We start from the raw sequence: 18,981 nt of genomic DNA on the forward strand, positions 1-18,981 counted from the left end.
TACTCCCGCCATTTGTGGGGCTTGGTCGAACTGCACGACACCTGGGACCTCGCAGGCGCTGGAGCGGCCTCTGGCGTCTTGGGATCGGGACACGGCCACCCAGGCTTCGCCATGTCGGCGACGGACAGCTCGGTCTTCGTCGCGGGAACGGTGTGGCAGGACAGCATCGGCGTCGCCGTCGTCCCGCAGCCTCATCGCTCACCGATGCTTCAAGAGCTGGCCCGTCGTAACCTCGCCGGCCGAAGAACGGCGGAGGAGCGCGAAGACCTGCTGAAGTGGCTCGCGCGTGCCGAAGCCGTCTCCTCCTGACACAGCCAAACCCCACCGACACCCCAGCGGAGACGCAGAACGGCACCTACCGGCTACGGGTGCCTGATGCGGTAGCGTCGCCCGCACCACATGATCACCTGCACCCGGCGAAAGGCCGCCTGATGTTCCGCCTCCTGGCCATGCTGGCAGCCGTGACACCGGCCGTCTCATCGGTGCTGATCCCCGGCGAGAGCTGCGGATACTTCGCCTACACGCCGCTGTCCGTGGAGTTACCCCAGCCGAGTGCGCCGGCGGCGATCGTGTGGACACTCGGCGGGTGGAGCGCAGATTACCTTCCGGTGGCGCTCGCGCTGCTCGCCCTATGGCTGCCGCGCCGGTTCGCGGTGCTCGGCGCGTCCGCGTCGGCCGCCGTGCTGGTGCTGGGCGCGCTGACCGTCGTGATTCCGTACACCACGCTCTGCGGGTCACAGCGCGGTGAGTGGCTGGTGCTGCTCTGCTACGCGGCCGCCCTGACCGCCTGCCTCCTGGACCGCGTGGACCATCGACCGCGCCGTCCGGCGAGGCGGGCGACCGCCGCCGCCTGGACAGCGGTCCTGTTCATCGCCGTTGGCCGCGACCTCGCCGCCACCATGCCCATCTCCTCCGCCGGGGACCTCGGCTGCTACGCGAGTCTGCAAGACACCTGGGCGCTGGTCCAGATGCACCTCCTCACCGCCGAAGCCACCGGCGTCTGGGTCGGCGTGGCCGCCGTCGGCGCCGTGCTCGCGCCCGGTCCGGCCGCACTGTCCGCCGCCCTCGTGCTCCTCGTCCCCGCCCTGTACGAGCCCGTCGCCCAGTTCGCCTCATCGGCGCCGCACAATTGCTCCGGCGGCTTGGAGCTGGTCAGCTGGTTCTACGTGGGCGCCGCGGCGCTGGGAGTGGCGGGCTCTCTCGCGCCTCGGAGCCGTACGGCTGCCTGACCGGTCTGTCGGATCGCCCACCGTGGCGGACGTGGTGCTCGCCAGCCGCGGTCACCACCCCGACAAGTACCTACGCTTGGTCCGCGAACCGCAGGTTCCCCCGTCGTCCTCGAACGGCAGGAACACCGATCCGGCCGCACGCCCGCTCGCCGGGACGATGCACAGGCAGGCGTCGTTGGGCTCCTCCACAGCACCACCGCACAACGGGCCGCGACAGCCTCAGCCCTGGGCTCCGGCGTCGATGCTGCCGACGGTGAGGTCGGTCAGCGCCGCGATGGCCTCGGCGGCGGTGACCCGCCCCCGGTTCAGCTCCGCGGCGATCGCCTCGGCCGCGCCCAGCGCGCCGACGCAGCGCAGCCGGAGGGCTTCCTGCGTGAGCCCGGAGTACGGCCGCAGGGCGGTGGCCATCAGGTCTGTGTAGCCGTCGAGCAGCTCGCGCTCGATCGCCTCCATCTCCTGGTTCCCCTTGAGCGCGGCGGAGACGGCGATCCACTCCGGCATGTCGGTGGCGCAGGCGAAGTAGGCGGCGCTCAGGACGCGGGCGATCTCGCGGGGGACGGCCGGGGCGTCACGCAGGGCCTCCTCCGAGGCGGCTCGGTGCCGCTCGTCGAGCCGCCGGTAGAGCGCGATCAGCAGGCCGGGGCGGGTGCCGAAGTGGTCGTAGACGATCGGCCTGCTCACTCCGGCGGCCTCCGCCAGGCTGAGCAGCGTGAGGCCGTCGGTGCCGTGGGCGCGCACGATCGCCATGGCGGTGTCGAGCAGTTGCTCCCGCCTGGCCGGCCTGGACAGGCGAGTCGATCCCGTGGTCATCGTCCTCCCTTGCGTTGCCTCCCAGCCTAAGCTACAAAATGTAAATTACAGAATGTAGGTTAGCGAGAGGACATCACCGTGGAGCACTCCGTACTGATCATGGGCGGATCCGGCCAGGCGGGCGCGGCGACCGCAGCCCTCCTGCGCCGGTGGTACCCGGAGCTGCCGCTGACGATCGCGGGCCGCGATCTCGGCCGCGCCCGGCGGGTCGCCGACGAACTCGGCGGCGCGACAGCCGTGACCATCGATCTGCGGCGAGGGGACCTCGGCTTCAAGGGGACCGACGGCTACTCGGCGGTCGTGGCAACGGTGTGGGACAGCCACCTGAACGGACTGCGTTACGCACAGGACCGCGGCCTGCCGTACGTCAGCATCTCCAGCGGCCTGGTCGACATCGGCCCCGAGGTCGTCGCCGCCGGCCTGCGAGCCGGCGCGGCGCCGATCCTGCTGGCCAGCCACTGGTACGCGGGGCTCCTCGTCCTCGCGGTGCTCGGCCTCGCCAGGGAGTTCGACCGGCTCGACACCATCGAGGTCGGCGGCGTCCTGGACGAACAGGACAGCGGCGGGCCCGCGGCCACTGCGGACCTGGCACGCCTGCTGGCCGCCACCTCGGCGGGGCACGTCCGCCGCGACGGCGTCTTCGACTGGGTCAGCGGCCCCGACGCGCAGGTGGAGCTCACCAGCGTCGACGGCGTCGTGCTGCCCGGCCAGATCGTCCCCCTGCTCGACGTGCCGAGCCTGGCTGTCGCGACGGGCGCGCCCAACGTCCGCTTCGCGTTCGCCATCGGTGAATCGGCGGGCAGGCGGCGCGGCGGGCCCGCGTCCACGGAGGTCAAGATCGACCTTGAAGGCGTGGATCGCACGGGCGCACCACTCAGGATGAGCCGCTACCTCCTCCACCCGGAGGGGCAGCGCCCCCTGACGGCGCTCGGCGTCGCCCTCGGCGTCGAGCGCCTGCTGGGCCTGCGCGGCGACCCTGTGCCGCCCGGTCTCCACACCCCTGAGGCGTTGATCGACCCCGGCTACGCGGCCGCGCGGTTGGCGGAGATCGGCGCCACCCTTACCGCCGCGCACGGCGATCACTGACGAGGACGGCGACCGCGGCCCGACCGCCCCGACCGGGCTCGCGGGTACGGACGTCACCTGACGCGCGTAGCGAAGACGACAGTGAGACCTGCTCTCGAGCTGGGTGCCGTCACTTTGATAGGTGTCGAAATATCGGCGCTCGCGTCATCGAAGTCGGCAGCACCCGGTCGAAGATCGCGCCCCCTTGAGGGAGGGCCATGACTCTGCGCGGAGGCTTCAGGGAGCCGGACGCCGTGCGCTCGCCAGGCGCACGCCCGCTGCCCCAGCGAGTCGTCGCCGGTTTCGTCAGCGGGCGTTACGCAGGCGCAGGACATGCCCGGTGATGTGGTCACGGGCCGCGGTGACAGCGCGAAGCGCGTGATCGTCGATGCCTCGTGGCGGGCGGGTGCCCTTGAAGAGCAGCGTGGCGTAGCCGTGCGTGGCGGACAGGTGCACGTAGACGAAATCGGCGGTGTCGGCCCAGGAGGTGTCGGCGGGCAGCACGTCCGCGGCCAGGCGCATGAGGGCGGCCGTGAGGTGGCGGCTCTGCTCCTGGATGGTCGGACGGTGCGGCTCGGCGAAGTCGTAGGAGTAGACGAGGTCGAGGCCGGCGCGGTGCTCCAGGACGAAGCGCGTGTAGGCGCCCGCGGTGGCAGCGAGCCGGTCCACGGGATCGGGCCCCGCTCGCTCGGCCGCCTCGACGAGAACGTCGGCGATGTCGCTGATGATGGCGGCCGCGCAGGCGGCCAGCAGTGCTTCCCGATCGGGGAAGTGACGATACGGCGCGGCCGATGACACGCCGAGGCGGGCGGCGACCTTCGCCACGGAGAAACCGGTGACGCCCGATTCGGCCAGGAGCGCGCGCCCCTCGCGGATCAGCTCGGGACGCAGGTCACCGTGGTGGTAGCCGCGTTTTGGCGGCGTGTGGCTGCTCACGGGGAACGATTCTGCCTCCCTTTCAATGTTAGGGTGCTCTTACATAATGTTAGAGCAGTCTTACATCTGCGGGAATGAGGACGCATCATGGAGCAACGGACCCTCGGACGGCAGGGGCTGGCGGCGTCGGCGCTGGGATACGGCGCGATGGGCATCTCCCTGGCCTACGGGCCGTCGGATGAGAACGGGGGGATCGCGACGATCCGCCGGGCCCACGAGCTGGGCGTCACGTTCTTCGACACGGCCGAGCTGTACGGGCAGGGCGAGAACGAGCGGATCGTCGGCGCCGCGCTCGCCCCGGTACGCGACGAGGTCGTCATCGCGACCAAGTTCGGCTTCGACTTCACCGGCACCAGACAGGGCGGTGTCGACAGCCGTCCCGAGCACATCCGCGAGGTCGTCGACAACAGCCTGCGCCACCTCGGCGTCGACGTCATCGACGTGCTCTACCAGCACCGCGTCGACCCGAACGTACCCATCGAGGAGGTGGCCGGGGCGGTCAAGGAGTTCATCGACGCCGGCAAGGTCCGCTACTTCGGGCTGAGCGAGGCGGGGGCGAACACCATCCGTCGCGCGCACGCTGTACAACCCGTCTCGGTCCTGCAAACCGAATACTCCCTGTTCGAGCGGGACACCGAGATCCTCTTCCCCGTCCTGCGCGAGCTGGGGATCGGGTTCGTCGCCTACTCGCCGCTCGGCCGGGGTTTCCTCACCGGGCAGGCCAAGCCCGGCGCCGAGTACGACCCCACCGACATGCGCACCTGGGACGCCCGCTTCCAGCCCGGCAACTACGAGAAGAATCTGGAGGCCACCCAGCGGCTCGCCGACCTGGCTGCGACCAAGGACGCCACCGTTGCCCAGCTCGCCCTGGCCTGGCTCCTGACCCTGGGCGACGACATCGTTCCCATCCCCGGCACCCGCAGCATCCAGCGGCTGGAGGAGAACGTGGCCGCCGCCGACCTCACCCTCGATGACACCGACCTGAAGCGCATCGCCGAGATCCTCCCGACCGGCGGCTTCGGCGCCCGCTACCCCGAGGGCATGCTCCCCACTTGGGACTGACCCCGCTGACCGGGCACGACCTTTCTCTGAAGCGCGGGCAGGCCGCAGCCGCGCCCGCGCCACCCGGCGGTCGGCAAGACCGTGGCGACGGCGGCAGTGGCCGCTATGGCGCTCGGCAGGGGTTCGAGCGCGCCGGCCTGGTCGAGTGGCGGGTGATCTGGATGAGGTGATCCGGCTGCCGGGGGTGATGACCACCGATCGCCCACGGCGGACATCCGTTCCGGAGGGCCATCCGATCAACCTGCGACGCGAACGACTCGCTGGACGCCGGTGCCACCACCAACGCCAGCCGCCGTGACCGGACCGCCGCCATACCGCCGGACAAGCCGGACAAGAAGCGGGTCCGCTCTTGACGCGACAAATGAACGCTTTTTTAATTCCCTCAGGGGACGGACCCTCCACCCCCCAAGCGCTTGCTCACCGCCCTCACCCCACCCCCGGACAAACCCCCAGCACAGACGGGAACGAGGCAATGAAGGTACGGATCGACCCCGAACGGTGCCAAGGGCACGGCCGCTGTTACGACCTCGCCCCAGACCTGTTCGGCGAGGACGACGAAGGTTACGGCACGGTGCTCGCCGGTGGCGAGGTGGCCGCGGGCCAGGAGACGGAGGCGCGGCTGGCGCAGGCCAACTGCCCTGAGCGGGCCATCGAGGCCGGGAACGGAGCCGCCCGATGAGCGTGGACGACCGCTTCGGCCCCGACCTCGAAGAGGCGCGCAAGAACCGTCCGCTGCCGACGGTCAGCGAGATCGTCACCGATCCGGTGTCCGACTGGGCGAGCGACTTCTCCCATGTGGATCCGGTCTGGGCCGCGGACCCGTACCCGATTCAGGATGATCTGCGGGCGCGGTGCCCGATCGCGCACACCGGGCGGTTCGGCGGGGTGTGGCTGCCCACCCGGTACGAGGACGTGGCGGCCATCGCCTACGACACCGAGCGGTTCTCCTCGCGGGCGATCGTCGTGAGCAACGTCCGGCCGCCGATCGAGCTGGCCCCCATGGGCAGTGTGCCGCCGATCTCGTCGGACCCGCCGTTCCACCACGACGCGCGCAAGCTGCTGCTGCCCGCGTTCACCAAGAGCGCGGTGCGCAAGCAGGAGGAGGCGACGCGGGCGTACTGTCACGAGCTGATCGACGCGTTCGAGGGCCGGGACGTGGTGGACGCCGCGCATGAGTACGCCCAGCACATCCCCGTACGGGTGATCGCCAACCTGCTGGGGCTGCCGCCCGAGGACGGGCCGCTGTTCCGCCGGTTCATCGAGACCTCGCTGGAGAGCGTGAACAAGCCGCCGGAGGAGCGGGCCGACGGGTTCGCCGCGCTGGCGGACTACCTGGTCGCGCAGATCCGCGACCATCTCGACCAGCCGCGCGACGACCTGATCACGTACCTGCTCGAGGCCGAGCTGTACGGGCAGAAGCTCAACCCCGACCACGTGCTGGGCACGATCATCCTGCTGCTGATCGCGGGCATCGACACGACGTGGAGCGCGATCGGCGCCTCGCTGTGGCACCTGGCAGGGACGCCGCGGGACCGGGATCGGCTGGTGGCCGAGCCCGCGCTGCTGCCGGCGGCGATGGAGGAGCTGCTGCGGGCCTACGCGCCGGTCACGATGGCGCGGCTGGTCAGGCAGGACATGCACTGGAACGGCGTGGACATGAAGGCCGAGGACTGGGTGCTGCTGTCGTTCCCGGCGGCGAACCGGGATCCGGCGCAGTTCGAGCGGGCCGATGAGGTGGTCATCGACCGGGAGGTCAACCGGCACGCGGCGTTCGGGCTCGGGATTCATCGGTGCGTGGGGTCGCATCTGGCGCGCATGGAGCTGCGGGTGGCGCTGGAGGTGTGGCTGGAACGGGTCCCGGTGTTCGAGCTGGCGGATCCGGAGGGGGTGACGTGGGCGGCCAGTCAGGTGCGGGGGCCGCGCACGCTGCCCTTGCGCATCGGCTGACAGGCGGGGTGGTGGAGTACGGCCGGCCGGGCCGAGGGTTCGGCCGGCCGGGGTGGTGGACGTCGCCGCGTCTCGGCTTCTAGAATTAAAATCTAGAATAATGCTCCTCCGAGCCGAGGGTGGGTCATGCCGCATCGCATCTATGTCGATGGTGAATGGGTACCGGCGAGCGGCGGCGCCGCGATACAGGTGGTGAACCCCGCCACCGAGGAGCCCTTCGACGAGGTGCCCCGCAGCGGCCCCAAGGACGTGGCGCGGGCCGTCGAGGCGGCCGCCGCCGCGCTGCCCGCCTGGTCGGCCAGGCCCGCCGCCGAGCGCGCCGGGCTGTGCGCCGCAGTGGCGGGCGCCCTCGGGGAGCGCGCCGACGAGCTGACCGAGACGATCGTGAACGAGCTCGGCATGCCGATCAAGCTGACCAGGGCCATCCAGGTCGGCTCGCCGATCCGGACGTTCCTGTCGATGCCCGAGGTCGCCGCGGGCATCGCGTTCGAGGAGCCGATGGGCTCCTCGGTGGTGTACCGGGACCCGATCGGCGTGGTCGGCGCGATCACCCCGTGGAACTACCCGCTGCACCAGATCGCGGCCAAGGTCGCCCCGGCGCTGACCGCGGGCTGCACGGTGGTGCTCAAGCCCAGCGAGGTGACGCCGCTCGACGCGTTCGTGCTGGCCGAGGTGATGCACGAGGTGGGGATCCCGGCCGGGGTGTTCAACGTGGTCTCCGGCACGGGGCCGGAGGCCGGGGAGGCGCTGGCCGCGCATCCGCTGGTGGACATGGTGTCGTTCACCGGATCCACCCGCGCGGGCCGGCGGGTCGCCGAGCTGGCCGCCGCCGGCGTCAAGCGCACCGCCCTGGAGCTGGGCGGCAAGTCCGCGAACGTGCTGCTCGACGACCTCGGCGACGCCGCGTTCGAGGACGCCGTGCGCAAGGGCGTGGCGGCCTGCTACCTCAACTCCGGCCAGACCTGCTCGGCGCTGACCCGGCTGCTGGTGCCGCGCGAACGGCTCGCGGACGCCGAACGCGTCGCCGCCGACGAGGCGGTCACGTACAGGCCGGGTGACCCGCGCGACCCGGCCACCCGGCTCGGCCCGCTGGTCTCGGCGGCGCAGCGCGAACGCGTACGCGCGCACCTGCGCTCGGCGGCCGAGGACGGCGCGACCGTCCTCACCGGCGGCCCCGACGCGCCCGACGGGCTGGACCGCGGCTACTACGTGCGGCCCACCGTGCTCACCGGCGTGACGCCCGAGTCGCGGATCGCGCAGGAGGAGATCTTCGGCCCGGTCCTGGTCATCCTGCCCTACGACGGCGAGGAGGAGGCGATCCGCATCGCCAACGGCACCGCGTACGGGCTGGCCGCCGGCGTGCGCGCCGAGGATCCCGAGCGGGCCCGCCGGGTGGCCAGGCGGCTGCGCGCCGGCCAGATCCGGATCAACGACGGCGTCCACAACGGCCTGGCGCCGTTCGGCGGCTTCAAGCAGTCCGGGTACGGCCGCGAGTACGGCCGTTTCGGCCTGGAGGAGTTCCTCACCACCACGTCCGTCCAGCTCTGAACCCGGGGGAGAGCACACACATGCGAGGCGTCATCCTGCGCGAGACGGGCAAGCCCGTCGAGGTCACCGGCGACCTGAGCGTCCGGCCGCCAGGCCCGGGAGAGGTACGGGTGCGGCTGCGCGCCGCCGGCGTCTGCCACTCCGACCTGTCGATGTGCGAGGGCCGCCTGCCCGCCCGGCTGCCGCTCGTGCCCGGCCACGAGGGCGCGGGGGAGATCGTCGAGCTCGGCCCCGGCGTGAGCGGCCCGCCGGTCGGGACGCACGTCATCCTGTCCTGGATCCCGCCCTGCGGCGACTGCCCCTTCTGCCTGGGCGGCCAGCCGAACCTGTGCGTCAGCGTCGCGCCGCCCGCCTCCACCGTGACGTTCGAGGGCGAGCCGGCGCACGCCGGGCTGGGCGTGGGCTGCTTCGCCGAGGAGACGGTGGTCGACGCGCGCGCCGCCATCCCGATCCCGGACGACGTGCCGTTCGAGGTGGCCGCCGTGGTCGGCTGCGCGGTGCTGACGGGCGTCGGAGCCGTGATCAACACCGCCCGGGTACGGCCCGGCTCGTCGGTCGTGGTGATCGGCTGTGGCGGGGTCGGGATCAACGTGATCCAGGGCGCCAAGCTGGCGGCTGCCGCCCCCGTGCTGGCCGTGGACCGGGTGCCCGAGAAGCTGGAGATGGCCAGGGCGTTCGGCGCGACCCACGTGGCCACGCCCGACGAGCTGCGTGAGGCGGGTCAGGAGCTGACCGGGGGGCGCGGGTTCGACTACGCCTTCGAGGTCGTGGGCCGCTCGGCCACGATCAGGCAGGCGTGGCAGGCCACCCGGCGCGGTGGCACCACCGTCGTGGTCGGCGCCGGGAGCCGTGATGACGTGGTGCCCTTCAACGCGGCCGAGCTGTTCGCCACCGAGCGGCGGCTGGTCGGTTGCCTGTACGGGTCCGGGGACGTGCGTACCGACTTCGGGCGGTTGCTGCGGTTGTGGCGGGCCGGGCGGCTCGACCTGGAAGGGCTGATCAGCCGGAGGATCGGGCTGGAGGACGTGGGGGAGGCGTTCGCGGCCATGGGGTCGGGTGATGTGATCCGGTCGCTGGTCGTGTTCTGACGGGCGACGGTCGTTCCCGTGCGCAGGTCACTGTCCCGCGGCTGAACCAGGGCCCGGGCCGGTGGCGTGCAGCATGGGCACGAGGAACCGCCTGGCCACGTCGGCGAGCCGGGCGTCGTCGTCGAGGTCGACGACCTGGCTGGGGATGGCGAGGAAGGACGCGGAGACGCGTACCATCATCTCGGCCACCAGGTCGGTGTCCAGGTCGGCGGGCACGTGCCCGGCGCGCTGCTCGCGGCGGAGCTGGCCCGCGACGAAGTGCCGCACGGTGGCGAGGGTCCGGCCGCCGTCGCTGAACATGGACGGCACGAGCAGGTCGGGCTCGGCGGCGATCAGCCCGCCGATCAGCGGGTTGGACCGGATGGCGCGCAGCGAGCTGACGAACCCCAGCACGACCCGGTCGGCGGCGGTGCCGGCCTGCTCGATCTCGCCGAGGAACTGGTCGAAGTAGCGCCGGAACTCCCGCCGCACCACGTGCTCGACCAGCACGTCCTTGGTGGCGAAGCGCCGGTAGACGGTGATGCGGGAGACCTTGGCACGCCTGGCCACGTCCTCCATGGTCGATCGCCGGATCCCCATGCGGCAGAACTGCTCGTAGGCCGCGTCGAGGATGCGCGTGCGGGGCTCGTCCATCTCCTCGACGCGTTCGACGGCGTCGAGGTAGGCGCGCTCCAGCAGCGACTCCGAATCCGACGGTGTCATGAGCACGGACAGCGCAGATTCCACGATCACCTCCGTTGACGTTCATTCTGCCCCAATCACCTAACGGCCGCTGCCGCGTCTTGTGATGGCCGTCACGTTGTGCTCTCATGATACGCAGAAGCATCCGGTGTTTCACCGTATCAAGCAGCCTCGGAAAAAGGAGGAGGCGCAAGCATGGGCGAACTCAGCAGACGCAACATGTTGAAGGCGGGTGGAGCGCTGGGCGCTCTCGGTGCGCTGAGCATCGCGACCCCCGCACACGCGTGGACGTGGTCCCCCGCCGGCTCGGTCGCGGGCACGGGGGCCGGGCTCGACCCGCGATGGGTCTGGGACGAGCAGGCCGACCCCCTGGTGGCGTCGCTGCTCGACCGGGGCGACGTGCCCAGGGTCAACGAGCTCTTACGCACCTGGACCAAGAACGGCCAGCCGCTCCCCGCCGGACTCCCCGCGGACCTGCGGGACTTCATGGAGGAGGCCAGGCGGCTGCCGGACTGGGCCGACGAGGGCAAGCTGGCCCTCGCGGTCGAGTTCAACAAGAAGCGCGGGCTCTACCTCGGCGTCCTGTACGGGCTGGCCAGCGGCATGATGAGCACGGTCATCCCCAAGGAGGCGCGCGCGGTCTACTACTCCCAGGGCGGCGCGGACATGAAGGACCGCATCTCCAAGACCGCCAAGCTCGGTTACGACATCGGCTCGACCGACGCCTACCGCCCCGAGGGCGAGATGATCGTGACCTGCGTCAAGACCCGGCTGGTGCACGCCGCGGTGCGGCACCTGCTGCCGCAGTCGCCGCACTGGCCGGACGTCGCCGAGGAAGAGATCCCGATCAGCCAGCGCGACATGATGGTCACCTGGCACAGCCTGCCCACGACCGTCATGCAGAAGCTGGTCGCCTGGAAGGTGCCCATCCCCGCCGCCGAGTCCGCGGCGTTCCTGCACTCCTGGCAGGTCGGCGCGCACATGCTCGGCATCAAGGACGAGTACATCCCCGCGTCCTGGGCCGAGGCCAACAGCCAGGCCGCGCAGACGCTCACCCCGGTGCTGGCCGCCACCCCCGAGGGCATCAAGCTGGCCGACATCCTGCTCAACCTGGGCTCCTCGGTCGACGCCGGCATCCTCAGCAAGCCCATCCTCGGCGCGTTCACCCGCTTCATGCTCGGCGACCAGATCGCCGGCTGGCTGAAGATCCCGAGGGAGCCGGTCTGGGACCCGCTGCTCAGGCTCTCCTGGGGGCCGTTCATCGCGGTCCGCGAGGGGCTGCTGCCCTTCCCGCTGGCGCCGGAGGCGTACTGGCTCTTCGACGAGTTCCTGCGCAAGGCGGCGCTGCTGTTCCTGTCGGAGGCCAAGCCGATCAGCATCGAGATCCCGCAGACCAACCGTCCGTCCTGACCGGTCCCGCGACCGGAGTCCCGGCCCGCGCGCAAGCGGGCCGGGGCCTGGCCGGATCCCGTCCGGCGGCAACCACCATCAGGCCGTTCATCGGCGTCGCAACAGGTCAGAAAGGAGTTCCGGCCATGACGGAGCTGAGCAGGCGCAAGATGTTGATCTCGGGCGGCGCGCTCGGGGCGCTGGGAGCGCTGAGCATGGCGACCCCGGCGCACGCGCGCCCCCTGCTGGAGTGGACGTGGGCGCCGAGCGGTTCCATCGCGGGATCGGGGGCCGGCGCCGACCCGCGGTGGGTCTGGGACGAGGAGGCCGACCAGCTCCTCGCCTCGTTGCTCGACCGCGGCGCCGTCCCCGAGGTCAACCGGCTGCTGTGGAACTGGACGCGCAACGACCAGCCGTTACCCGACGGGCTGCCGGCCGACCTGCGCGACTTCATGGAGCGGGCCCGGCAGCTCCCGTCGTGGGCCGACCCGGCCAAGCTGGAGGTCGCGGCCACCTTCAACAAGTCCAGAGGCATCTATCTGAACCTGTGCAACGGGGTGGGCGGCGGCATGCTGGCCACGGCCATCCCCAACGAGGCCCGCTCCGTCTACTACTCCAAGGGCGGCGCGGACATGGAGGACCGCGTCGCCAAGACGAGCATCTTCGGCTTCGCCGTCGGAGCCCTGGACGCCTACCGGCCGGGCGGCTCCGTCGTCGTCGAGTGCGTCAAGACCAGGCTGGTGCACGCCGCGGTGCGGCACCTGCTGCAGCAGTCGCCGCACTGGGGCGGCGACATCCCCATCAGCCAGGAGGACATGCTGGTCACCTGGCACACGCTGCCGACCTTCGCGATGCGCAAGCTGCTGGAGTGGCGGGTGCCGATGAAGCCCGCCGAGACCGAGGCGTACCTGCACGTGTGGCAGGTGACCGCGCACCTGCTCGGTATCAGGGACGAGTACATCCCCGCCACCTGGGACGCCGCCAACGCCCAGTCGGACCAGATCCTGCCGAGGAACATGGGCCCCACCCCCGAAGGCGTGGAGCTGACGGACATCCTGCTGAGCCAGCTCGCCGAGCAGACCAGCCCGGCCAGCATCAGCCGGCCGCTCTGCAACGCCCTGGCCCGCTACCTGGTCGGCGACCAGGTAGCCGACTGGGACGGCATCAAGCGCGAGCCGGTCTGGGACCCGTTGATCAAGGCCGTCTGGCCGAAGCTGGTCAGGTTCCGCGAAGGGCTCATCCCGCTGCCACTGGTGCCCGAGACCGCCTGGGTCATCGACGAGGCCGTACGGCAGTACATCCTGTTCTTCCTCACGAAGGGCCAGGAGACCAAGATCGAGATCCCGACGATCAACCGACCGGAATCATGACCGGTCCGCACGACGGCGTGCCGGGCGAGCCGATCGCGCGGCGGCGGTTCCTCGGGTACGTGGTGGCGGCCCCGACGCTGGTGGCCGCCGCCGAGCTGACGCCGCCCGCCCCGTCCGGCGACCTCCAGGTGCCCTCGCCGGAGCTCACCGAGCTGATCGACCTCAACGACGTCATGACGGCGGCGGCGCTGCCCACCTCCGGCCTCATCTCGGTCGAGGTCGGCAGGGACGGCACGGTGTCGTTCGCGCTGCCGAGGGCCGAGGTGGGGCAGGGCATCACCACCTCGACGGCCATGCTGATCGCCGAGGAGCTGGCCGTCCCGCTGGACCGGGTGCGCGTCACGCTCGCCGACGCCCGTCCCGAGCTGCTGTTCAACCAGCTCACCGGCGCCTCGAACACCACCATCTCCACCTACACCCCGATCCGGGTGGCGGCCGCCGTCGCCCGGCTCCGGCTGCTGGAGGCCGCGGCGGCCGACCTGGGCTCGCCGGTCGGCGAGCTGAAGCTGGCCGACGGGGTGATCAGCGACCGGTCGGGCGGCAGCGTCGGCATCGGCGCGCTCGCGGAGAAGGCCGCGAGCAGCCGGACCACGCGGGTGTCCGTGACGCTGGCGGCACCCGAGAGCTTCACCGTCATCGGGAAGCCGCACAACCGGGTGGACGCGCTGGACGCGGTGACCGGGCGCAAGAAGTTCACCATGGACCTCGACGTCCCGGACGCCAAGCCGGCAATGGTGTGCCGCCCGCCGACCATCAACGGCAAGGTCGGCTCGGTCGCCAACCTCGCCGAGGTGCGCGCCATGCCGGGCGTCACCGACGCCGTGGTGATCTCAACAGGTGTGGCGGTGCGCGCCGAGACGTTCGGCCAGTGCATCGACGCCGTGCGCGCCCTCAAGGTGACGTGGAAGCCCGGCACCGCGGCGGGCAAGTCCGACGAGAGCGTGCTGCGCGCGTTGCAGGCCGCCGAGCTGCCCCTCGGCCTCAGGCCGCCGACGCCGGTCGTCGAGGGCGCGTTCACGTTCTACTTCCGCGGCAACAGCGCGCTGGAGCCGAACTGCGCCATCGCCGACGTGCGGGCCGACCGCGCCGAGATCTGGTCGGCGCTGAAGTCGCCGATCGTCGCCCAGCAGAGCATCGCCGCCAGGCTCGGCCTGCCGGTCGGCAAGGTCACCGTGCACGTCACCGAGGGCGGCGGCTCGTTCGGCCGCAAGCTCTTCTTCGACGCCGCGCTGGAGGCCGCCGAGGTGTCGCAGAAGGTCGGCAAGCCGGTCAAACTCATGTGGCACCGCGCCGACGACGCCCGCCAGGGCCGCGCCCACCCGATGGCCACCTCCCGGGTGCGCGTCTCCTACCTCGGCGGCACCGTGCTCAGCTACAAGCAGCGGCACACCAGCGTCTCCACCGACCTCGGCCACGGGCTCGGCGAGATCTTCACCGCCCTGGCGGCGCGGCTCCCGGTGGGCGACGTAGGCTTCTCGCAGACGTTCTTCCACCTCAGCCAGGCGATGTCGTACGACTTCGGCGCCAGCAGCCAGCTCCTGGCCGAGACGGACAAGAGCTTCAACACCGGCAGCATGCGCAACGTCTACTCGCCCGACGTCACCTGCGCCCGCGAGCTGATCGTCGACCAGCTCGCCGCCAGGATGGGCAAGGACCCCTACCGGTTCCGGCACGACTTCCTGCGCGACGCCCGCTCACGCGCGGTGCTGGCGAAGGTCGCCGAGGCAGGCGGGTGGGGACGGGCGATGCAACCGGGCACCGCGCAGGGCATCGCCTTCCACGCCGAGTACAAGTCGGTGAGCGCCGCGCTGGTGGAGATCGACTGCCGTCCCGAGACGGTCAACCGGCCCATCCGGGACGGCGTGACGGGGCCGCGCGTCACCAAGGTCGTCTTCGCGGTGGACGCCGGCCTCGCCGTCAACCCGCGCGGCCTGGAGGCGCAGATGATGGGCGGCATCTCGGACGGCATCGCGCTCGCCCTGACCTCCAGCCTGCACCTGCGCGACGGCTACTTCCTGGAGGCGAGCTGGGACAACTACTTCTACACCCGCCAGTGGAACACCCCGCTCGACCTGCGGATCATCATCATGCCCGCCACCTCCGACGAGCCCGGCGGCGCGGGAGAGCTGGCCGTCGCCTCCTCGATGGCGGCCGTGGCCTGCGCCTACGGCCGCGCGACCGGGACGATGCCCACCAGCTTCCCGATCAACCACGGCACGCTCTCCTTCACCCCCAAGCCCACCGTCCCGCCCGTGCCGCCGTCCCCGACCGACGGCCTCGACCACGCTCGCTGAGCCGAGGAGACCCGAGTGCCCGAACACACCTTCCGCGTCAACGGCGAGCAGGTCACCGTGAACGTCGCCGACGACGTGCGCCTGCTGTGGGTGCTGCGCGACGTGCTGCGCATCACCGGGCCGAAGTACGGCTGTGGCATCAACGTGTGCAAGGCCTGCACCAGCCACCTGAACGGCAAAGCGGTCAACCCGTGCGCGATCCCCGTCAAGGATCTCCAGCCGGACGACGAGGTCACCACCATCGAGGGGCTGGCGGCCACGGCAGGAGCGGACCTGCACCCCATGCAGCGGGCCTGGCTCGACCACGACGTCGCCCAGTGCGGCTACTGCCAGCCCGGCCAGATCATGGCCGCGGTGGCGCTGGTCAACCGGGTCGCCGCCGAGGGCCGTACGATCACCGACGACGACCTGGACGGCATCCGCAACATCTGCCGGTGCGGCACCTACTTCCGCATCAGGGAGGCGATCCGGGCCGGCGCCCGCGACATGTGAGAAGGCGTGCCCCCTCCTGATCGATGAGGGGGCACGCCTTCACTCAGAGCCCGTACGTCTTGCCGATGATGTCGCGCTGGATCTCGCTCGTGCCGCCGTAGACCGTGGAGACGACCGTGGAGCGCAGCAGCCGTTCCATGCCGTACTCCGTGGCGTAGCCGTAGCCGCCCATCATCTGCATGCCGTCCAGCGCCATCGCCTTGGCCACCTCCGTGGCCTTCAGCTTCGCCATCGACGCCTCGCGCGGCAGCATCCGCGCCGGGTCGGCGTCGATCCGCCGCGCCACGTCGTGCACCAGCAGCCTGGTGCACTCCAATTCGGTGGCGTGGTCGGCGAGCCGGTGCCGCAGCGCCTGGAAGCTGCCGACCGGGCGGCCGAACTGGGTGCGCTCCCGCACGTACGAGACCGTGTCGTCGAACGCCCTGCGCGCGGTGCCCAGCATCAGCCCGGCCAGGATCATCCGCTCCAGGTTCAGCCCCGCCATGAGCTGGCGCCAGGCGTGGTCCACCTGGCCGACCACCGCGTCGTCCGGCAGGAAGCAGTCGGTGAAGTAGAGGTCGTTGACCTCCTTGCCGCCCATCGTCTCGATGCCGTGGATCTCCAGCCCTCCGGCGCCGGCCGGCACGGAGAACATGGTGAGCCCGTCGTGCCGGTCACCGGCCGCGGACGTGCGCGCGACGAGCAGGATGTGCTCGGCGATGTGCGCGTTGGAGCACCACGTCTTCTGGCCGTTGACCACCCAGCCGCCGTCCCGCCGCTCCGCCTTGCACGTCAGCGCGGCGACGTCGGAGCCCGCGCCGGGCTCCGACATCGACACCGCCAGCACCCCGCCGCGCAGGAAGTCGCCCAGCACGCGCCTCTTCTGCTCCTCGCCGCCGAACTTCTCGTAGGAGGCGGCGGTGATCGCGGACGTGGCGAAACCGCCGATCGGGACCTGCCAGTAGGCGGTGGTCTCCAGGAACAGCAGCAGGTCCACCATGCCCTGGCCGGCGCCGCCGTACTGCTCGGGCACGGAGACGCCCAGCCAGCCCAGCTCGGCCATCTTGCCGTACAGCTCCGCGTTGTGCGGCTCCGCGCCGCCGTCGGTCAGCTTCAGCCACTGCTCGCGGGTGCCCGCCTCGCGCCGGCAGAAGTCCTCGATGGCGGCGACGAAGTCGCGCCGCTCATCGGTCAGCGCCTCATTCTGGGTCAAAATCATGAGCCTTTCGCATAGAGTTCCTCGATCACCTCGGCGTAGCGCCGCTCGATCACCCGCCGCCGCAGCTTCAGCGAAGGCGTCAGCTCCCCGCTCGCCGGGCTCCACGCGTGGTCCAGCACCCGGAACGCCTTGACCTGCTCGGGCCGCGACAGCGCCGCGTTCGCCCGCTCGACGGCGGCCGTCACCTCTTCCAGCACGCGCGGCTCGGCCGCCAGCTCCTTCAGCCCGACGGCTCCCAGGCCCTGGGCGGCGGCCCAGGCGGGCGCGGCCTCCTCGTCCAGCATCAGCAGCGCCGTCAGGTACGGCCGCCGGTCGCCCACCACGACCGCGTAGCCGATCAGCGGGTGCGCCCGCAGCAGCGACTCCACCGCGCTCGGCGCGATGTTCTTGCCGCTCGACGTGATGATCATCTCCTTCTTGCGGTCGATGATCCGCAGCAGCCCGTCCTCGTCGAGGCTGCCGATGTCGCCGGTCGCCAGCCAGCCGTCCTCGTCCACGACCGGCTGGACGCGGCCGTCCGGCTGGAGGTAGCCCAGGAACACCAGCGGGCCGCGCACCAGCACCTCGCCGTCGTCGGCGAGCCTGATCTCCATGCCCGGCATGGGAAGGCCGACCGTGCCGGCCCGGTAGTGGTGGGTGAAGGTGCTGGTGGCCGCGCCCGTCGTCTCGCTGAGCCCCCACACCTCCATGATCGTCATGCCCAGGCTGCCGAAGAACTCCAGCACCTCCGCCGGGATGGGCGCGGCGCCGCTGCCCAGCCGGACCGCCTCCGCCAGCCCGATCCGCTCCCGCAGCGGGCGCAGCACCAGCCGGTCGGCCCGCTCCAGCGCCGCCGCCAGCTCGCCTGGCAGGGCGGCGCCGGTGGCGCGGATCCGGTACGCCTCGGCGGCCAGCTCGCGCGCCTGCCCGACCGCCTCGGCCTGGGGGCCGTCCAGGGCGGACAGCGCGTGCTGCAGACCGGCCGCGAACTTCTCCCAGACGCGCGGCACGCCGAAGAACGCCTGCGGGCGGACCTCGTTCAGCGTGGCCGGCAGGCGGGTGGAGTCGACGCAGATCGTCACGTGGCCCGCCGTGTAGAGGGGCAGGTAGATGCCGAGGACGCGTTCGGCGATGTGGGCCAGCGGGAGGTACGCGACCGTCCTGGGGTGGGCGGGGGCCGGCTGGACCAGCTCCTGGAGTGCGCACTGGTAGAGCACGTTGCGGTGGGACAGCACCACGCCCTTCGGGTCGCCCGTCGTGCCCGAGGTGTAGATCATCGTCACGGGGTCGTCCTGGCCCGTGGTGGCGTCCTTGTCCGCTGCTGGGCCCGCCGCTTCGCCGGGTCCCGTCGTGAGCAGGTCGGCGTAGCGCGTGTGCGGGCCGTCCGCGTCCTCCACCACGACCACGCCCTTCAACCCGGGCATGGCCGCCAGCGCCGCCTCCCAGCGCGCCAGCTCGGCGGGGCCTTCCAGCACCACCACGCCGGCCCCGCTGTGCACCGCGACCTGCCGGATCTGCTCGGCCGTCAGCGTCGCGTACGTCGTGCACGGGACCGCGCCCAGCTCGACCGCCGCCAGATCCACGATCCAGTGCTCGGGGCGGCTCGACATGCCGATGAGCATCCGCTCGCCGCGCCGCAGCCCCAGCGCCCGCAGCCCGTCCGCCGCGGCCAGCACGTCGTCGCGCAGCTCCCGCCAGGTCCAGGCACGCCCGTCGGCGCCGGTCAGCGCGGGCCGGTCGCCGTGCTCGGCGGCGTTGCGCCGCAGCAGCTCCGGCACCGTGTACGCCCCCACAGCCGCGCGCACGTCCTCCTCGGTCACCATCGAACGCTCCCTTCGCCGGGCATTGGGCGTCTCCATCAGAACCCGAACATCGTTCTACTGTCAATACATC

18 protein-coding genes are annotated in these 18,981 nt (G+C 71.5%); 12 read left to right on the forward strand and 6 right to left on the reverse strand.

Going from position 1 to position 18,981, the window contains the following annotated elements; genetic code table 11:
• Positions 1-21: 21 nt before the first annotated feature.
• Together ABD331_RS17670 and ABD331_RS17675 are read left to right on the forward strand one after the other, a co-directional pair.
• Positions 22-309: a hypothetical protein gene (locus tag ABD331_RS17670; protein WP_344475943.1), complete on the forward strand. Its 288-nt coding sequence runs from the start codon at positions 22-24 to the stop codon at positions 307-309.
• A gap of 122 nt (positions 310-431) precedes the next feature.
• Positions 432-1,229, forward strand: coding sequence for a hypothetical protein (locus tag ABD331_RS17675; protein ID WP_344475946.1), 798 nt, complete (start codon positions 432-434; stop codon positions 1,227-1,229).
• Between the two features lie 51 nt (positions 1,230-1,280).
• On the opposite strand, the gene ABD331_RS61275 is transcribed toward ABD331_RS17675, so the two are convergent.
• Together ABD331_RS61275 and ABD331_RS17680 are read right to left on the reverse strand one after the other, a co-directional pair.
• On the reverse strand, positions 1,281-1,418 hold the full coding sequence (locus ABD331_RS61275) for a hypothetical protein (RefSeq protein ID WP_486348507.1): 138 nt from the start codon (positions 1,416-1,418) through the stop codon (positions 1,281-1,283).
• A 30-nt stretch (positions 1,419-1,448) separates the two neighbouring features.
• Positions 1,449-2,039 (reverse strand): TetR/AcrR family transcriptional regulator, encoded by a 591-nt coding sequence (locus tag ABD331_RS17680; protein WP_344475948.1) that lies wholly within the window; start codon positions 2,037-2,039, stop codon positions 1,449-1,451.
• A gap of 78 nt (positions 2,040-2,117) precedes the next feature.
• Here ABD331_RS17680 and ABD331_RS17685 point away from each other — a divergent pair, with 78 nt between their 5' ends.
• Positions 2,118-3,125 (forward strand): hypothetical protein, encoded by a 1,008-nt coding sequence (locus ABD331_RS17685; protein ID WP_344475950.1) that lies wholly within the window; start codon positions 2,118-2,120, stop codon positions 3,123-3,125.
• Between the two features lie 285 nt (positions 3,126-3,410).
• Here the strand turns inward: ABD331_RS17685 and ABD331_RS17690 are convergent, their stop codons facing one another.
• The gene (locus ABD331_RS17690; protein WP_344475951.1) at positions 3,411-4,040 is read right to left on the reverse strand and encodes a TetR/AcrR family transcriptional regulator; all 630 of its coding nucleotides are present in this window, start codon (positions 4,038-4,040) and stop codon (positions 3,411-3,413) included.
• Positions 4,041-4,127: 87 nt separating this feature from the next.
• On the opposite strand from ABD331_RS17690, the gene ABD331_RS17695 reads away from it, so the two are divergent.
• The 5 genes from ABD331_RS17695 to ABD331_RS17715 all read left to right on the forward strand — a co-directional run bounded on the left by ABD331_RS17695 (position 4,128) and on the right by ABD331_RS17715 (position 9,685).
• A complete protein-coding gene (locus ABD331_RS17695) occupies positions 4,128-5,102 on the forward strand; it encodes an aldo/keto reductase (RefSeq protein WP_344475952.1) in 975 nt (324 codons plus the stop codon).
• A gap of 472 nt (positions 5,103-5,574) precedes the next feature.
• Complete coding sequence (locus ABD331_RS17700; protein ID WP_344475953.1) at positions 5,575-5,781, forward strand: ferredoxin; 207 nt, start codon at positions 5,575-5,577, stop codon at positions 5,779-5,781.
• Positions 5,778-7,049 (forward strand): cytochrome P450, encoded by a 1,272-nt coding sequence (locus ABD331_RS17705; protein ID WP_344475954.1) that lies wholly within the window; start codon positions 5,778-5,780, stop codon positions 7,047-7,049. Before ABD331_RS17700 ends, ABD331_RS17705 begins: the two co-directional genes overlap by 4 nt.
• Before the next feature lie 126 nt (positions 7,050-7,175).
• Entirely contained in the window at positions 7,176-8,597 is a 1,422-nt protein-coding gene (locus ABD331_RS17710) for an aldehyde dehydrogenase family protein (RefSeq protein WP_344475956.1), read from the forward strand.
• Positions 8,598-8,617: 20 nt separating this feature from the next.
• Positions 8,618-9,685, forward strand: coding sequence for a Zn-dependent alcohol dehydrogenase (locus ABD331_RS17715; protein ID WP_344475958.1), 1,068 nt, complete (start codon positions 8,618-8,620; stop codon positions 9,683-9,685).
• Between the two features lie 27 nt (positions 9,686-9,712).
• Here the strand turns inward: ABD331_RS17715 and ABD331_RS17720 are convergent, their stop codons facing one another.
• Positions 9,713-10,387, reverse strand: a complete 675-nt coding sequence (locus ABD331_RS17720; RefSeq protein ID WP_344476493.1) for a TetR/AcrR family transcriptional regulator — start codon at positions 10,385-10,387, stop codon at positions 9,713-9,715.
• Between the two features lie 174 nt (positions 10,388-10,561).
• Between ABD331_RS17720 and ABD331_RS17725 the strand changes: the two genes are divergently transcribed.
• The 4 genes from ABD331_RS17725 (at position 10,562) to ABD331_RS17740 (ending at position 15,911) form a co-directional block, all read left to right on the forward strand.
• Positions 10,562-11,776: an oxygenase MpaB family protein gene (locus ABD331_RS17725; RefSeq protein ID WP_344475960.1), complete on the forward strand. Its 1,215-nt coding sequence runs from the start codon at positions 10,562-10,564 to the stop codon at positions 11,774-11,776.
• 125 nt (positions 11,777-11,901) lie between these two features.
• Positions 11,902-13,125, forward strand: a complete 1,224-nt coding sequence (locus tag ABD331_RS17730; RefSeq protein ID WP_344475963.1) for an oxygenase MpaB family protein — start codon at positions 11,902-11,904, stop codon at positions 13,123-13,125.
• On the forward strand, positions 13,122-15,419 hold the full coding sequence (locus ABD331_RS17735; RefSeq protein WP_344475965.1) for a molybdopterin cofactor-binding domain-containing protein: 2,298 nt from the start codon (positions 13,122-13,124) through the stop codon (positions 15,417-15,419). Before ABD331_RS17730 ends, ABD331_RS17735 begins: the two co-directional genes overlap by 4 nt.
• Before the next feature lie 15 nt (positions 15,420-15,434).
• Positions 15,435-15,911 (forward strand): (2Fe-2S)-binding protein, encoded by a 477-nt coding sequence (locus tag ABD331_RS17740; protein WP_344475967.1) that lies wholly within the window; start codon positions 15,435-15,437, stop codon positions 15,909-15,911.
• 43 nt (positions 15,912-15,954) lie between these two features.
• Here ABD331_RS17740 and ABD331_RS17745 read toward each other — a convergent pair whose 3' ends face one another.
• Both ABD331_RS17745 and ABD331_RS17750 read right to left on the reverse strand, forming a co-directional pair.
• Positions 15,955-17,103, reverse strand: coding sequence for an acyl-CoA dehydrogenase family protein (locus tag ABD331_RS17745; RefSeq protein WP_344475969.1), 1,149 nt, complete (start codon positions 17,101-17,103; stop codon positions 15,955-15,957).
• Between the two features lie 2 nt (positions 17,104-17,105).
• Positions 17,106-18,911, reverse strand: coding sequence for an AMP-dependent synthetase/ligase (locus ABD331_RS17750; protein WP_344475971.1), 1,806 nt, complete (start codon positions 18,909-18,911; stop codon positions 17,106-17,108).
• Positions 18,912-18,981: the final 70 nt, after the last annotated feature.

Origin of the sequence: Nonomuraea monospora, assembly GCF_039531895.1 — a bacterium.
GTDB classification, from domain to species: Bacteria; Actinomycetota; Actinomycetes; order Streptosporangiales; family Streptosporangiaceae; genus Nonomuraea; species Nonomuraea monospora.

Excerpts from the sequence above, each read along its gene's own strand:
- ABD331_RS17750 (WP_344475971.1), bottom strand. The coding sequence starts at position 18,911 with ATGGTGACCGAGGAGGACGTGCGCGCGGCTGTGGGGGCGTACACGGTG.
- ABD331_RS17715 (WP_344475958.1), top strand. The coding sequence starts at position 8,618 with ATGCGAGGCGTCATCCTGCGCGAGACGGGCAAGCCCGTCGAGGTCACC.
- ABD331_RS17730 (WP_344475963.1), top strand. The coding sequence starts at position 11,902 with ATGACGGAGCTGAGCAGGCGCAAGATGTTGATCTCGGGCGGCGCGCTC.
- ABD331_RS17735 (WP_344475965.1), top strand. The coding sequence starts at position 13,122 with ATGACCGGTCCGCACGACGGCGTGCCGGGCGAGCCGATCGCGCGGCGG.
- ABD331_RS17710 (WP_344475956.1), top strand. The coding sequence starts at position 7,176 with ATGCCGCATCGCATCTATGTCGATGGTGAATGGGTACCGGCGAGCGGC.
- ABD331_RS17680 (WP_344475948.1), bottom strand. The coding sequence starts at position 2,039 with ATGACCACGGGATCGACTCGCCTGTCCAGGCCGGCCAGGCGGGAGCAA.
- ABD331_RS17705 (WP_344475954.1), top strand. The coding sequence starts at position 5,778 with ATGAGCGTGGACGACCGCTTCGGCCCCGACCTCGAAGAGGCGCGCAAG.
- ABD331_RS17700 (WP_344475953.1), top strand. The coding sequence starts at position 5,575 with ATGAAGGTACGGATCGACCCCGAACGGTGCCAAGGGCACGGCCGCTGT.
- ABD331_RS17725 (WP_344475960.1), top strand. The coding sequence starts at position 10,562 with ATGGGCGAACTCAGCAGACGCAACATGTTGAAGGCGGGTGGAGCGCTG.
- ABD331_RS17695 (WP_344475952.1), top strand. The coding sequence starts at position 4,128 with ATGGAGCAACGGACCCTCGGACGGCAGGGGCTGGCGGCGTCGGCGCTG.
- ABD331_RS17720 (WP_344476493.1), bottom strand. The coding sequence starts at position 10,387 with ATGACACCGTCGGATTCGGAGTCGCTGCTGGAGCGCGCCTACCTCGAC.
- ABD331_RS17675 (WP_344475946.1), top strand. The coding sequence starts at position 432 with ATGTTCCGCCTCCTGGCCATGCTGGCAGCCGTGACACCGGCCGTCTCA.